Origin of the sequence: Pseudomonas sp. NPDC078416, assembly GCF_050268485.1 — a bacterium.
GTDB lineage: Bacteria > Pseudomonadota > Gammaproteobacteria > Pseudomonadales > Pseudomonadaceae > Aquipseudomonas.
In genome coordinates, this window is sequence record NZ_JBNNGV010000001.1 from 789,971 (window position 1) to 804,192 (window position 14,222).

The window sequence follows — 14,222 nt, forward strand, 5'->3', positions numbered from 1 at the left end:
TTTTGACGAGGGTTGTGTGATCAAGATGGACGGTGAAGTGGTTTTCGCCAAAGCCGCCTCTATACCTCTGTTTCGGGCACTTCCGCAGTCAGCCGGACGGCATCGCTGAAGTCCTCGAACAGACGTCGTGACTCCTTGAGCCAGCGCTCCAATGGTGCTGTATCCAGTTTGCTGTCGAGTTTGTTGATGGGGCCGAGCATTCGCTCATAAACATCCTTGCCACCAATTTCCAAGCTGTCGAGCCGAAGTCCGTTAATGGCTGTTTTTTGCGCGCGTATCGTGGCGATATCCGCCTGGATGGCGTCGTCATACATCGAGAAAACCTCTTGCAGACGCCCATCCAGATGCTGCCGCGCATCGCCCTGCTGGTTGATCTGGGAAAAAAACTCCAGAAGTGGCACGTCTCGATAAGCCACTTCGTTGCGCAGGGTGGAGCTGTACGCACTGATCCCGACAACTGCCATTCCCTCGGATTGCAGGATGTCCTGGACCTCATCCATGACGTACTCGATGTCGTCTTCGGACTTGAGGTCGGCCTTGGTCAGAACGACATAGACCGACCGCTGCTCGACGCCAATCTGTTGGATAAAGTCCAGGTCTGAGTCAGGCACCGTGCCGTTGGCGTCGAGCCCGATCAGCCAGATGATCGCGTCGGACTGCTGCGCAAACTGGATGGCAGTGCGTTTGTCACCCTGACTGTGTTCGGCCGCCGTCGCCGGTGGGTTGTAGCCGGGCGTGTCGATGAAGCAAATGTTGCTGAAGTAGTCAGGGTTCATCTGAACACCCACGCACATGAACGGCATCAGGCTCTTCAAGTCGAAACTGAACGAGTTGATGAAGGCATGGGAGATGCTTTTGTAGAAGTCCACATCCAGTTTGATATGGCCACCGTTCGTGGAGTACCCGCGAATCATCCGTTCATCAGTCGCCAGCACGTAGCTGGGGATAGCGGTGACTGGCTGCATACCGACCGCCAAGCGCACCTCGGGGTCACGGATGAAACTGTTGATGAACTCGGACTTGCCGCTGCTGAAGCCACCGACAATGCCGACGATGGTGCGCTCATGAACGTCTGGAAAGCCTACGAGCAAGGCCAGTTCCTGCTGGATCGACTGCAACATTATGAGGGCCTTGGCTTCGGCGGCCAGGGACGATTCATTGTCTGCGAACACCATGTAATCGTTCGCCAACAACTCTCTGAAACGGGCCAGGCCAGCGCTTTCCCGAGGGCGAGCCGCGAGCAGCCGGGAGATGAGCTGGAAGCGCGTCCAGGTGTCCCCGTGGCGTTGATTCAACGCCTGAAATTCGTCCGCCAACTGAGCGTGCTGTTGTTGTTCCTCTTCATGGATCTGTTGTAGTGTTTCGCGCGCCTTGAGGCTTGCTCGCAGCTCCAGGCGCATCTCTTCCAGCGTCTGCTCAAGAGCCTGGCGTTGCGTCTCTACGGTGTTGCGTTCCTGTTCGAGTCGGGCATGTTGCATCAACAGGTTGTCGAAGCGCTCGCGCGCCTGTTCCTGATCGCGCTGATGCTGGTCAATGGCCTCTTCCAGCGACTGCTGCAGACCTTCGAGTGTCTGCCGGGTGTTGGTCAGCTCGGCAGCGGTGCTGGTCTGGCGCTCGGTCAGTTGTCCATGTTCCGCTGTCAGTGTTTTAAGGCGCTCCAGGGTGTTCTGCTGCTCTTGGGTCAGTACCTCGTGACGCTTATCTGCCGCCTTGAGCGCTTCGGCACCGGCTTGCAGTTCAAGGCGCGCTTGCTCGAGGTTTTGTTCGAGGACCTGGCGAGCGTTCTCAATGCTGTTACGTTCCTGCACCAGTTGCGCCTGCCGCGTCGACAAGGTGTCGAAGCGCAGCCGCGCCGTCTGCAGCGCGTGCATATGCTGAGTATTGGCCTGCTCCAGCGACTGCTGCACCCCGTGCAAGGCTTGCCGGGTGTCGGTCAGCTCGGCGGCGGTGCTGGCCTGGCGCTCGGTCAGTTGCCCATGGTCGGCAGTCAGTGCCTCAAGACGCGCCACTGTGCCCTGATATTCGCGTGTCAACGCATCGTGTTGATCATCCGCAACCTTGAGTGTTTCGACCACACCGTCGCGCAGCAGCTTGCGACGCCGGATGAACAATTGGCCGAGTTTATCAAGTTGGGTCATCAGCACAGGAGGAAACAGTTCAGTCTTCATACCGCCTCCAGTTCCTTGGCCATGCGTTGCAGGCGGTCGAGGGTCAGAAGTGCATTGCCGACCTGTTCTTCCAGCTGTTCCATGCGCGCATCCATATCCTGGAAAAAAGCATTGCCGTAGGAGGATGGAAGCTTTTCAGTAACGTCACTCTTCAAATGACGGATCTGTTGTTTGGCCTGTCCCTTGAGGGCCTCCAGAAGATGTCGGGCATCGTCAAGAAACTTGCGTGCCTCCTCGCCCAGCAGATGACTTCCGGTACCTTTCAGCTTGCGCAAGTCGGAGCTGTTGAGCTCAAAGACGGGAAGCTCCAGACGTGCCACCAGGCCTTGGTTGGTCCGTATGATCAATGCAGCGTCCAGATCGTCGCCAAGATGACGTCTGGCGACCTTGGTCGACTCCTTGATGAGTTCTTCGCGGAATTGTTCGGTCAGCGATTTACTAGCGATTTTAAGGGTGCCTGCCAAGCCTTCGGCGAACTCCTCCAGCTCGTTGTGTACCTTGCGCCAGAACAACTTGAATACGGTGTAGTGACGGGTTTCAAGACCACCACCCCAAAGCCAGTTGGCAGTTTTTGCAGCGAAGCTGTCGCGGACTTCCTCCCTTTTCTCGGTTTTTTCGTCGATCGAAGATTCTACTGCCGTCTGGGCGGAGCCGTAGGCTTTCTCAAGTTTTTTGGAAAGAACATCATCTAACTGTGTGCGAAACTCTGCGACACATTTGTTCAGTACTCCATCGAGCTCAAATGTGCCCACTGCCATGATGCTGTCCAGCTTGCGCCTCTGAGCCTTCAGCTCCTCAATATCGGCATTGCGGACTTCCTGATATTTGGCCTGGGTAAAGTTCAGTAAGTCGGCCCGGAACGCTTCAAGCGCCGAGGATTTGGCGCGAATGAGTTCTTCTCGGCGATCTTCGATAATGCGGTCCTTCTGCACGCGGACACTGTCCAGCACCGCCCGCAGAGCGTCGGTATTGGCCAGTAAGTCGAGATTGTCACGGCAGCGCTCGGCATGCTCTGGCGTGAAGAAGTCCGGGTAATTCACTTGAAGGTTTTCCCACGCCTTCTGCTCGCCACTGTCCCATTCGTTCTGTTGGTCAAAACGTACCGAAAGGCTGTGGCACATGCCTGAGGTATGCAGGACCTTGCCGGCGCCTTTATCAATTAAGTTGTCGAAAGTCGCACCGATCTCCGGATGCTGGACCTTCAAGCGTTGCAGGGTATCGACCATGTGCACGCTGAGCGTCTGGGTGATCTTGCCCAGCGATCCCTGAAGCGTGGGTTGGCGCGTGTCGCTGCCATACAGCTGGTTATCGACCTGGCTGGCGATCAACACCAGTTCCTGGATACCCTCTTTCTGGGTGATCCGGCTCATCATCTCGATGTCCTGCTCACTGAGAAACTGGCCGGCAGGGCTGACGATAAAGACCACATCGCAATTCTTGAGCAAGGCTGTCGTACGTTCTTCGCGGGACTGCACAGGGTCATTCAGGCCCGGGGTGTCAATGATGCGCACGTTACGCAACGAGTCCAGCGGCAGGAAGATATCGACGCTTTTGGTCAACGGCATGTAGTTGCCGCCGACGCCGACATAGTCCAGCAGCTTGTCGGCCAATGACTGAGCATCAGTTGCCTGCAGGCGACCCAGGCTGTCGAGGGATCTGAAATCGACATTGGAGCTCCGAATGCTCTGCCACTGGTCATGGGCAGCCGCCAGCGCATGTTCCCCTTGCAGGGCTCGCCGGGCAGTTTTCTCGACGTCCGTATGGAACTGCCCGTCTTCTATGTGTCGGCCACTGCGCTGACGACGCTGGCTCAGCGTTTCGTAGGCGCGAGACCTTTCTTCGCGAATTCGTTGCTCGTAACGCAGGGCGTTTTGCTCGATATTTTCCCGATCAGCCGCGCTGTAGAACTGAACCTCGGCCCCGAAGGTGTCGCCATGGGTCAGGGTGGTCAGCGCAGCGGTCATCGGGGTGGCAGCCCTTGGCAGAATCGCATGACCGTCGAAGATCAGAGCGTTGAGCAATGAAGACTTGCCGGCCTTAACTCGACCCACGACGCCGATCTGCAGCAAACGATTCTCTTCGACTAATTGGCTGAAGGCTTTGTCCAGGTCTTCGGTGCTGTCTATGGCGTGCTTGCGCAGCCATTGAGCGATGTCTTTTTCCAGCTCAGGGTTGTACTTTTCCATCCATTGATGGAGGCGTTGGTTCAGATCCAGGACGTGCTGTGCGTTCATTGCTGCGACTCGTAGAGGGCTTGTTTGGCGAGTTGTTGCAGTTGTTCTCTGGCGCGGGTCAGCAGCGCGATCTGATGTTCGGCCGCCTCGGTATCGTGATTGCGGCTGGCGACCAGTTCATCAATGAGCTTCTGCTTTTCACCGATTTCGCGCTCGAACTCCACGCTGACTTGGGTTACCAGCACTTCCATCTGTTCGGCGAGCAGGACCGGCAGTCGATCCCGCAACTCGCGTTTAACCGAAGGAATGATTTCATTGGTCACTTTCTGGCGGAGTTGGTCACGCTGACGCCCCTCATTAAGGAAGGACAGAATCTGCGGAAGAAAGATGATGGCCAGTTCGATCAGTGGATTGACTACCGATGTTGTGACTGCCAGCACGGTGGCCAGGCCTTGATAGCTCACTTTGGGTAGCGGGTTTCCGTCCTTCCAGCCACTTTCTTGTTTCAGTCTTTTCAGTTCGTTTGTATTGCGCGTGGCCAGCGATTCGCTCCAGTTGCCCAGGGCCTCTCCGGTTTTTTGCAGGGTTCGGTTGATCCTGTCAGTGATCTGGTCCAGCCAGTTGGGATCATTGCTGAACTGGCCCATGCTCTTGCCAAGGTCACCCACGGCTTGCGCAAAGTCGGTGACAACGGAGCGACTGAGAATGTCCATCTGCTCCTTAATGGTGCGGGTCATCGAGCTTCGGACTACTTCGGATACGATCCGCGAAAAAGCTTCCTGATTACCCGCCAGACCGGCGCTGACCAGTTCCGACTGTGCGTTATCAAGCTCACGGCCGACCGCGTTGAGGCAGCTGTCGACGGCACGGTCCAGTTGCTTGTCGCGCAGGTCTTCAAGAATACCGTCGCGTTTGCGCTCGATCTGCCGAATGCCATTGGCCAGTTCGCTCAAGGCATATTCATTTTCGGCTTGGTTCTTTTTCAGCGAGGTTAGCGCAAGGTTGATCTGGTTAAGCAGTGAATGGGTCAGGTCCTTCAGTCGATCCTCAAACACCTGGCGAACGATTTGTTCGGGTTGCAGACGCTCAAGCACTTCGCCCAATTGGACATCACCGTCGAGTCCCACCTTGACCAGGGGACGCGTGTCGACAAAGTTGATCCGGATCTGCTCGTCGACCAGTTCCGCCACTTCCTGTACTTGCTCGTCCGAGCGCAAGTTGACCTTGTTCAGCAGGAAGGTGAAATCACGCCCATAGGTCTGCAGGTCATCCAGTTGACGCAACATCGACTGAGTGATGTTGCCGTCTTCTACGCTAGTTACCACGATGAAGTGCACGCCACGGGGCAGGTAATACGCGATCGCTTTGTTATGGTTGGCCAATGAGGAGCCGAACCCCGGCATGTCAACCAGCACCAGTGAGGGCGAAGCTTTGAGTCGCGGGTTATCCAGGTACAACTGAAGGTGAGTGAATTCGTTGGCGCGAGTCTTGATACCGGCAAGAGCGCTGACGTCCAGGCGTTCACTGCTACCATCCAGGCGAATGGCCAGGAGATGCGGGTCATTGCTGTAGCGCAACTCAGTGGCCAACTCGGTTTCGGGAGTCAGGCCAATACCTAGGACGTTTTCGCCAAGGAAAGCGTTCAGCAAGCTGCTCTTGCCGGCGCTGAACGCACCAATGACGGGGACGAGCAGTTCGGTATGTTCGATATCGTTCTGCAGCCGCGTCACCTCATCGGGCTGGATCGAGGTTTCTACAATGAGCGGCAGGATGGATTTCAGATAGTTGAGGTAGGTGCTTTGGGTTTTCAACATGATCAGTACGAATCCTTGCGTATATCAAAAACGTTTATGGGCATTGTTGTGGGTGAGGGGCTCCGGTCGCTTCACAGCTTGAACTCCCTCCATTCATAGCCGTTGTACTTCTCCCAGACTGCGCCGTTCTCAAAGTGCAGGTACACCTGCCACTCATCCGGATTGACCTGGATTTCTCCACCAATACGGGCGCAGTTACCGAACTCTGAGCGTAGAAAACTCTCCAGTTGCTGAAAAAACGCATCGGGCAACCTGGAGTTGCCGGAGACGTAGCGAGACGATCCATTGGCGAAAAGGCTGCAGGGTTGAACGCTTGACCACAGCGTTGCTGTTGCCTGGTCCGGATATTTCTTGCTCCAGTCCAGAGCGAACCTGCGAAGCAGGACATGCCAGTTTCCGTCGGCGTACTCACCTTCAATCCCCCACATGTCGATGGCCAGGAACACGGTGGGCTGCTTCGAGCGTTTCTGCGACGGATAGAAGGACTCATGCATGGGAATATCTCTCGCTGGTTCAGATGTAAAACAAGACGAGTAAATGTCGAACATGCCCGCGACATATTGTGTCGCGCGCGACATCTGGATCGTATAAGCAGCGGTGTGTAGCACTCACCGCGAAGTCAGCCGGGTTGTGGCCAGTCGTTCAGCGGCAGGGCAGCGGGGTACAAGAAGAGAGATGAGGCGTGGATAAATCAGAATGGCCACAGACATTCGCAACTTCCTTGTGCGTGCAGGCGTGAGTGCCTGCGAGTGAGATCTACTACACGATATCGGCATGGGGCAGACATGCTTTAGTTGGGACTTGTAATGTCGATCATGGAGATCCCTCCGAAGCGACATGGACGAGATTGTGGCATTTTGCTACCGTGGTTGGCGATGCGCCAGCTCAAATGCTGACTCGCTGCAAACGCAAAGGAAGCCTTTTATGAGCATGACCTGGGGACTCTCTGGTCCTGAACAATTGGACGGCGAGATACGCACCCGCACGCTTGATATTGGCGCCGCAGTGCGTGAGTACAACGAGCGCGCTGTCCCTGGCATGGGCGGCGTGTGGTACGCCAAACAGCTGTTTTTGGCGATGCTGGGTATAGCGCTCGCGCAGAAGTTGCGCGAACGCAAGTCGAATGTCTCGAACATTAATGCGGCCAACGCCATTGAAGCGTTGGGCTGCTACTACGCGCTCAAACAGAACAAGGGCCAGGGTGATGCCCGGGTGCGGGGTTCGGAGAAGCTGCGCGGCAAGGCGTATTTCAACTTTAAGACCCTGTGCAAGCCAGGGTTCTATGTCAGCCAGCCGATGCGAATGGGGACCGGCCAGGCATTGTTGGCCTTGGGGCTGGTGCGCGCGCAGGGTGAGCGATTTAATGCCTTTGCCTGCACGGCCTTTGGTCATGAATTCGTTAACGCCTGCTGTGGGGATGACGGAGCGCTGTTAGAGGAGTTGGTGCAGTGGGCACAACGAGGCGATTCTGTAGATAGGTTGAAAGACCCCGTTTCCGGGCTGCTCTCGCCTCTGCAAGTATTACCCGCACAGGCCCGTGCGCTGTTGTCTCGCCGCATCGATGCGGAACTCTCGCCAGCCAGCGGTGGCTTGCGACGTGCAGCCATACGTGGCTGGGTACGGGCTCGTCACGCCAAACCGGAAGCCGTGTTCGATTGGGCCGAGCGACCCGATGAAATCGATACCGAACACTGGAACGACTTGCATTATGGCGCTCTGTTTTTTCAAGTGCAGGATGCCGCCTACGACGTGCTGAACGCGGTGGAGCAGCACATGGCGGTGTTGAGCACGCAGCGGTTCGAGTTAGGGCGTGTCCTGCCCGAACACATCTCGGCGCACATCACCCATTTGCGCGAAATGGCCCGATTGTTTTTGGGTAACCCTCAGCGGCAGCGAATCGATCCTGTCGCCTCGACCTTCTGCCATGAGTGTATGGATCCTGATAGTTCGAGCCTGTTGGCCAGTCTGGTGAGCCGCGACGGTCGGGTTCTGCGTCTGCAAGGCAAGGACATTCTGCCTGGCGGTGCGTTCCAGCATCAGGTTTTGGAGGTCGATACTGGCCAAGCCGTTATCGAGGCCCAAGGCGAGGCTTCCCACGCCGCTTTGCCAGCCTGGATTTCCCATCGTGTAGGTCGTTTGCATCGACTGGACCTGGATCTCCGGGGCCAATTGAGCGCCTGGCTCACCTCGGCTCCAGCAGTAGCTCTTGAAGAGGTAAGTTTATGAGTCATGCTCCTGCCTCTCTGGCCCAACACTTCGAAACGCCGGACGGTTTTACTGGCCACTTCGGTTGGCTGTGCGGCTTCTCGGCTGACGACAAGTTTCTCAACGATGCGATTGAGCGTTTCAGTCACCAGCAAGCCAATCAGCGTGCCTATGCCGGGGAAACGCTATTGGCACTGATGCTGGACCCGCGCGCGATCCAGATTACCCCGGTCGAAGTGCCGGGCCTGTTGCATTTACCTTGGGCGAAAGCTGAATTGCCATTCAACCTGATGCACGCCAAGGTCGCGGTGCTGGGTTACCGCAGCACTGACAAGAGCGAAGCCTGGTGCTTGCGTTTGCTTGTGTCCACCGGCAACTGGACCCGGCAGACATCAGAGCAGAGCCTTGACCTGATCTGGCGCCTGGACCTGTGCAGCGACGAACTGGCAGCACCCACCGAGGCAACGCAGCAGGTACGGACAGATATCTGCAGCGCCTGGAGTCTACTGCTGTGGCTACGGGAGCATTACGACTGCCGTGCGCTGCTCGCCAACCCGCTGACAGCCAAGGCTGTGGCGGATATTGACGCGATCCTGCACAAGCAGGTCAAGCCGAAAGCTTGCGGATTGAACGCGCGTTTCTTCGATAACCGAAAAGCGTCGCTGCTCGCCCAACTGCCAGCCAAAGTCGTTTATGCCTCGGGTCGAGAAACGGCTCGTAACTACTTAGCCATGGGCTCGGGCTTTTATGAATCTTCAATGCCCGGTGAGCATGCATCGGTCCCGTTGAGCATCATCAGGTGCTTGCGCGGTGAAGCGGGAGAGCCGCGTCTGCTGACGGCGACCAGCACTGTAGATCTGTTTGTCAACGAGGCGAGCTGCCAGGGCATTGCAGCGGCAGCCGCGAACTTGACGGCTGCCAGCGTCAGCGTACGACCTGCAGCTCAGCCGGCCTACTTTCCTGACGTGCAAAAACGCACCTTGCATGCCAAGTTCATTTTCAGCGCCAGCGAGACTGGGCATTCTGAAAAAACAGCCAGCCCATGGCTGTACCTTGGCTCGGGCAATCTTACTCGGCAGGGCTTCACCCTGAAGATGGGGCGATCGACGGGCAACCTTGAGGCCGGGGTGGTATTCGCTCCGGCGCCGTTGAACTGGTACCCGGCAAAATCGGGGGGCGCTGATCCCGAATCGATTGGCTATTACCTGCCGATTCAGTGGGAGCAGGAATGCGTCCCTGAGACGCTGCAGCAAGGCAAGGATCTTGAGGTGGGGAGCGAGGTGTTCAGCGCAGCGCCCGTGGCTTACTTGATGTGGCGCGACTCGGATGCACCAGAGCAAGGCTGGTTGAGCGCCGATGATCGCTCGCTCGGCAAATACTCAGTGCTGGATACGTCGCAACAGCCCTGTGCATATGTTGAGGGTCAAGGCTTCGCCTGGTGCGGACCACGACCGCGGCAGGTGGTTGTCAGTTGGCAAGAGGCGGGTGCAACGCATGTCATGACGGTGCCGGTGCTGGATGGGTTTGGCCGATTGGCGGCCACCGAGCTGCCAGAAATCAGCCTGGAGGATGCGTGGATGCAACTCGACAGTTTTCCACACTCGCCCGGTGAAGAAGAACTGCCCAACGCATTCGACGATAGCAAGCGCTCTGCCGACAAACAGGGAGCCATTGCGCCAGGAAAAGAAGCGGCGCGTTACCCGATCCGGCAAATGATGGAACTGATCGAAGGTATCGCCGCTAAACAAACTGCGCTGGAGCCTCGGGATTGGCCGGTGTGGTGTGCCCGGCTGGAGCAATCACTCATTCAGGCCGCCGGTTGCGGGTTGTTGCAGCAGTTTCTGACACTCGAAATCAACCCCATCCATGCCTTGCGCCAACCTGCGTTCAGGCCTTGTTTTGCCGAGACAGCGGACCATCCGCAAGGGCAGCGCTACGAAACCGCACTGAGCAATATCGAGGCCCACTGGAAACTCGACACCTCACATCCCTTGGGAGTCCTGCCATGAAGGGGATAGCCTTCAGTTGGGCAACCGTTGCGGCTTCACTGCGCGAACGGGCGGTGCAACAGCAACAACTTGCAGATGACGCAGGTGCGGCGGCTGCGCACCTGAATCCAGGCCAGCGAGCCAGCCTGCATGCGTTGGCCGATCGTATTGGCGAACACGGGGTAGTGCTGGCCGACGAAGTGGGAATGGGCAAGACCCGTATCGCTGTCGAGCTGATTCGCGCAGTCAAGGACGCTGGCGGTCGAGCCGCCGTCATCGCCCCGCCAGGGCTGGGCTATCAGTGGCAGGCAGAGCTGAAGCTGGGAGGCGTCGCAACACCCGCGATATTGCGTGGTCTGCTCGGCTACTTTGAAGCCTGGAGTGCCGAAGAGGTCCTTGATCAAAAGCCATGGTTTCAGGAGTCCACCCTGGTGCTGTCCCATACCTTTGCCAACTGGCGTATGGGCGAGAACGCAACGCCCTGGCGCAGAGAGTTGGTGCCGGAAGTCTTCGCAAGCTGGCGCAAAGAGACAGGTTTCAAGTATCCAAATGGCTACCACCTGTCAGGCTCTGATGATGAAAGGGTCAAGCGAGCCGCCGCCAGTATTGTGGGGCGTATCAGCGAAGACGCCGCGCAACCCGCTTACACCTGGTTGACTGACGTCACGACCGGGCATGCCTGGCCAAACCCCGATACTCACACCAATTACCGCCGTGGTACTCCTCATCGGAGTTGGCTTGAACAGGTGGTCGGGTTTGGCCTGGGCTCCTTCGACCTGCTGGTGATCGACGAAGCCCATAAAAGTCGCGGCACTGACAGCGGCCTGAGCCGGTTGCTCGATAACCTGGTGCAGGGAACTCAGCACAGCCGTCGCTTGTGCATGACAGCGACTCCTCTGGAGCTGGATGTCGAGCAATGGCGGCAAACCTTCGAACGGCTTGGTCTGGACGAAAAAGTGCGCGATCAACTTCAGCCTGTGATCAACGACTTTGCGCAGGCCATCCGTCATCTACGCGTTCATTGGCGTTCCAGCGACACTGCCCGTCAACAATATCAGGCAGCTGCCAGTGCCTTTCAATCGACGTTGAGCCCTTATCTGCTGCGCCGGGATAAACGTGAAGACGCCGACGTTTCACGCTTCGCCCAAGAAACTCAGGGGGAAAGCTATCGCAACACCCAAAAGCCCGTCAGTGTGGATGTACGCACGCTGAAGTTACCTTGGCGACAGGCCGTGTGCGCAACCGAGGCGCTGTCCGTGGCCTCGCGATTGGACGAAAACTCAACAGCCAAACGCTTGCGATTGACCCTGGCCAATGGGCATGGAATCGCTGACCTCCTGGCGCAAATTAATGAACCAGCGGAGCCTTCTACCCTGCCGGATTACGGACAGTCCAGCGCGGTCGATGACAAGCGCCAGCAACGCGTGCAGTGGTGGTTGAAGACGGCTGCGCAGGCGTTTCAGCATCCCCACCACTTGTTTGAGCACCCGGCAATTCTGGCCACCATCACGGCCATTGAAGCCGCACACGAGCAAGAGGAAAAGGTGCTGGTGTTCGGCCGTTTCACCGCACCCATGCGAGCCTTGGTCCGGCTGCTGAACGCACGTGAAATGCTTCGTAGCCTTGAGGCCGGCCGTTACTGGCCGCAAAACGTAATCCAGGCTCGTGCCGACGAGCCCGATGACCATTCGGAATGGGCAGCAGTGGAGATTGCGCACCGTCAGCTGAATTGCCGGCTGAAACTCAACACCATCCCTGAGCTGATGGCCAATCAATACAGCACCCACAGCACACGTCGGGAGCAGCTACGCCGGCGTCTGCTCGGCTGGCTGGATGCGGGACTGCCCGAACATGAGCAGGTACCCCGCGCGATGTTCAAACAACTTCAGGAGGCCGAGCTCAACAAGGAGCTGGTGGGTACCGCCGAGAAACATCCCGTGGCGCTGTTTACCCGGGCAATCCTCGACTTCACTGGCGGGGACGTCGAACATCTGACGCCTGAGCAAGCGTGCATCGCCTTTTGCCAACTGCTGAGCGCTGCCGGCGACCAGCACACGGACGACAATCCCCACACACCGGATATCGGCGAAATTGCGTTGCAATGGGAGCTTCTACTCGCCCGTCTGCAGCCTGAGTTTTCCCACCAGGAGGGTGGTTTCGCTCGCCTGATGTACGGCGGCACTGAACAATCTACCCGCCGCTTGTTGCAACTGGCCTTCAACCGCCCGAACAGCTTTCCCCGTGTTCTCGTGGCCCAATCCACCGTCGGCCGCGAAGGCCTCAACCTGCATCAGGCATGCAAGACCGTCATCCTCATGCACCCGGAGTGGAACCCCGGTGTGGTCGAACAACAGATCGGCCGAGTCGATCGAGTGGGCAGTCATTGGAGTCGCCGGTTGGGTGAAGCGCTAGATCGGGGGAGTCCAGCGTCAGAGCTGCCGCGCATTGATGTGCATCCGGTGATCTTTCGAGGGACTTACGACGAGCATAACTGGCAGGTCCTGTTGGAACGTTGGGATGACCTGCGTGCTCAGTTACATGGAGAAGTGATTCCTGCTCGAGAGGCAGAGGGAGATTTGGAGTACGAGGAGGTGTTGGCGCAATTGCAGAAAAGTGCGCCTTGTTTTTCGCCGTCGCGGGGATAAATCCAGGAGAGCGGACATTTATTTCTGCGATTTCGGTTCGCAAAGCTGATCTTCTATTTGTCGACCTAACCTGTAGGTCTGCCTTTCTGCTGGAGAGGGCTTGACCCTTCGACTAATTTAAACACGATAATACGACCTTGACTTAGCTGAGCTTGGGGGCTGCAGCGACGGCACCCAAATGATCACGTGAAACACCCCTATCCCTTGCAAATCTAGAGTAGGAAGATATAAACCTCGTGTACTCGGAAGGTGGTCTCCTACACGATGAGCCAATGGCCATTGAGGCTATGTAGAGGTCCCTCAAGGGCACTGAGGCATCCCATAAGCCATCTGCAGGGAAAAATGGCATGGCTCAACAGTCAAAAGACCCCGCCTCCAAGACGGGAGTAATGTGGCCTGGCGCGGATAAGCAGGTTTCCATTTTGCAGACGCTAGCAGAGGCTTGCAGCGATCTGGCTCGAAATGACGAAGCCCGATTGACGGGTTACAGCAGCGCTTTTCCTATCAAGAATCACTGGTCACGAACCCGGGTATGCTTTAGTCCCGCCCCTTCGGGGGTGTGGTAGGGCGGCAGTCGACTGCTATCCCTTCCACGACTGATAGATTCAGCACATGACTCGTATTGCCACCACGGTTCGAAGAGCATTGCGATAGCTACTTTTATAAGGCAAATTGCCAGCAGATAGACTACCAGCAACCCGCGAGCTTCAGGACTTTAGGGACGATCAATGGTCACTCTTACAAAAGATCAAGGGGCTTTAGAGCTGACTTTGCTAAATGCAGAGTACTCGCATGACCGGTTTGATGATGTTTTGGTCGATGCACTAGCGCTTGGTATTCCACTCGAAATCATCACCAGACTGGAGGCAGTGTGGACCGCCACCAAACGGGTAGCCGGAGAGGTGATAGGAGTCGGTAAGATTATCGTTTCTCAAATACTTGCGTTTCTTAAAGCAAACTCAGGTATTAGCGTAGGCATCGCTCTCGGGGCCGCAGTAGGCGTTCTCGTGGCGACTATTCCGATTCTCGGTCCGCTGCTGGCCCCAATCTCGGCCAAAATTTCGATGTTGTGGGGCGCAGGCGTTGGTGCAACTTTCGATGCAGGTATGCCATCCTCAGATCCTTTTGTCGCCGCGATGCAAACAGCCCATAAGTTTTTCGAGCTTCTTCGGTCAATTTTTGTAGCCGTCAGTGATTATCTGAACGTTCCTTGATGAGGCTTTCGCTG

9 protein-coding genes are annotated in these 14,222 nt (G+C 57.0%); 4 read left to right on the forward strand and 5 right to left on the reverse strand.

The genetic code is table 11. From position 1 onward, the window contains the following. Positions 1 to 59 precede the first annotated feature (59 nt). The 4 genes from ACQKEN_RS03570 to ACQKEN_RS03585 form a co-directional block, all read right to left on the reverse strand. On the reverse strand, positions 60 to 2,168 hold the full coding sequence (locus ACQKEN_RS03570) for a dynamin family protein (protein ID WP_427683680.1): 2,109 nt from the start codon (positions 2,166 to 2,168) through the stop codon (positions 60 to 62). Then, positions 2,165 to 4,402, reverse strand: coding sequence for a dynamin family protein (locus tag ACQKEN_RS03575; protein ID WP_427683682.1), 2,238 nt, complete (start codon positions 4,400 to 4,402; stop codon positions 2,165 to 2,167). The genes ACQKEN_RS03570 and ACQKEN_RS03575 overlap by 4 nt, the downstream gene beginning before the upstream one ends. After that, complete coding sequence (locus tag ACQKEN_RS03580) at positions 4,399 to 6,156, reverse strand: dynamin family protein (protein WP_427683683.1); 1,758 nt, start codon at positions 6,154 to 6,156, stop codon at positions 4,399 to 4,401. Before ACQKEN_RS03580 ends, ACQKEN_RS03575 begins: the two co-directional genes overlap by 4 nt. A 71-nt stretch (positions 6,157 to 6,227) precedes the next feature. Continuing rightward, on the reverse strand, positions 6,228 to 6,650 hold the full coding sequence (locus ACQKEN_RS03585; protein ID WP_427683685.1) for a hypothetical protein: 423 nt from the start codon (positions 6,648 to 6,650) through the stop codon (positions 6,228 to 6,230). Positions 6,651 to 7,080: 430 nt separating this feature from the next. Here ACQKEN_RS03585 and ACQKEN_RS03590 point away from each other — a divergent pair, with 430 nt between their 5' ends. Further along, positions 7,081 to 8,382 carry a hypothetical protein gene (locus ACQKEN_RS03590; protein ID WP_427683686.1) on the forward strand — a complete coding sequence of 434 codons (1,302 nt, stop codon included), beginning with the start codon at positions 7,081 to 7,083 and terminating at the stop codon, positions 8,380 to 8,382. A gap of 167 nt (positions 8,383 to 8,549) precedes the next feature. After that, the gene (locus ACQKEN_RS03595) at positions 8,550 to 10,370 is read left to right on the forward strand and encodes a hypothetical protein (protein WP_427683688.1); all 1,821 of its coding nucleotides are present in this window, start codon (positions 8,550 to 8,552) and stop codon (positions 10,368 to 10,370) included. Positions 10,371 to 10,405: 35 nt separating this feature from the next. Here the strand turns inward: ACQKEN_RS03595 and ACQKEN_RS03600 are convergent, their stop codons facing one another. Further along, complete coding sequence (locus tag ACQKEN_RS03600; RefSeq protein WP_427683689.1) at positions 10,406 to 10,528, reverse strand: hypothetical protein; 123 nt, start codon at positions 10,526 to 10,528, stop codon at positions 10,406 to 10,408. A 6-nt stretch (positions 10,529 to 10,534) separates the two neighbouring features. On the opposite strand from ACQKEN_RS03600, the gene ACQKEN_RS03605 reads away from it, so the two are divergent. After that, a complete protein-coding gene (locus ACQKEN_RS03605; protein WP_427683691.1) occupies positions 10,535 to 12,994 on the forward strand; it encodes a helicase-related protein in 2,460 nt (819 codons plus the stop codon). 728 nt (positions 12,995 to 13,722) lie between these two features. Further along, positions 13,723 to 14,208, forward strand: a complete 486-nt coding sequence (locus ACQKEN_RS03610; protein ID WP_427683693.1) for a hypothetical protein — start codon at positions 13,723 to 13,725, stop codon at positions 14,206 to 14,208. The last annotated feature ends 14 nt before the right edge of the window (positions 14,209 to 14,222 follow it).

Excerpts from the sequence above, each read along its gene's own strand:
- ACQKEN_RS03610 (WP_427683693.1), top strand. The coding sequence starts at position 13,723 with ATGGTCACTCTTACAAAAGATCAAGGGGCTTTAGAGCTGACTTTGCTA.
- ACQKEN_RS03585 (WP_427683685.1), bottom strand. The coding sequence starts at position 6,650 with ATGCATGAGTCCTTCTATCCGTCGCAGAAACGCTCGAAGCAGCCCACC.
- ACQKEN_RS03570 (WP_427683680.1), bottom strand. The coding sequence starts at position 2,168 with ATGAAGACTGAACTGTTTCCTCCTGTGCTGATGACCCAACTTGATAAA.
- ACQKEN_RS03575 (WP_427683682.1), bottom strand. The coding sequence starts at position 4,402 with ATGAACGCACAGCACGTCCTGGATCTGAACCAACGCCTCCATCAATGG.
- ACQKEN_RS03590 (WP_427683686.1), top strand. The coding sequence starts at position 7,081 with ATGAGCATGACCTGGGGACTCTCTGGTCCTGAACAATTGGACGGCGAG.
- ACQKEN_RS03580 (WP_427683683.1), bottom strand. The coding sequence starts at position 6,156 with ATGTTGAAAACCCAAAGCACCTACCTCAACTATCTGAAATCCATCCTG.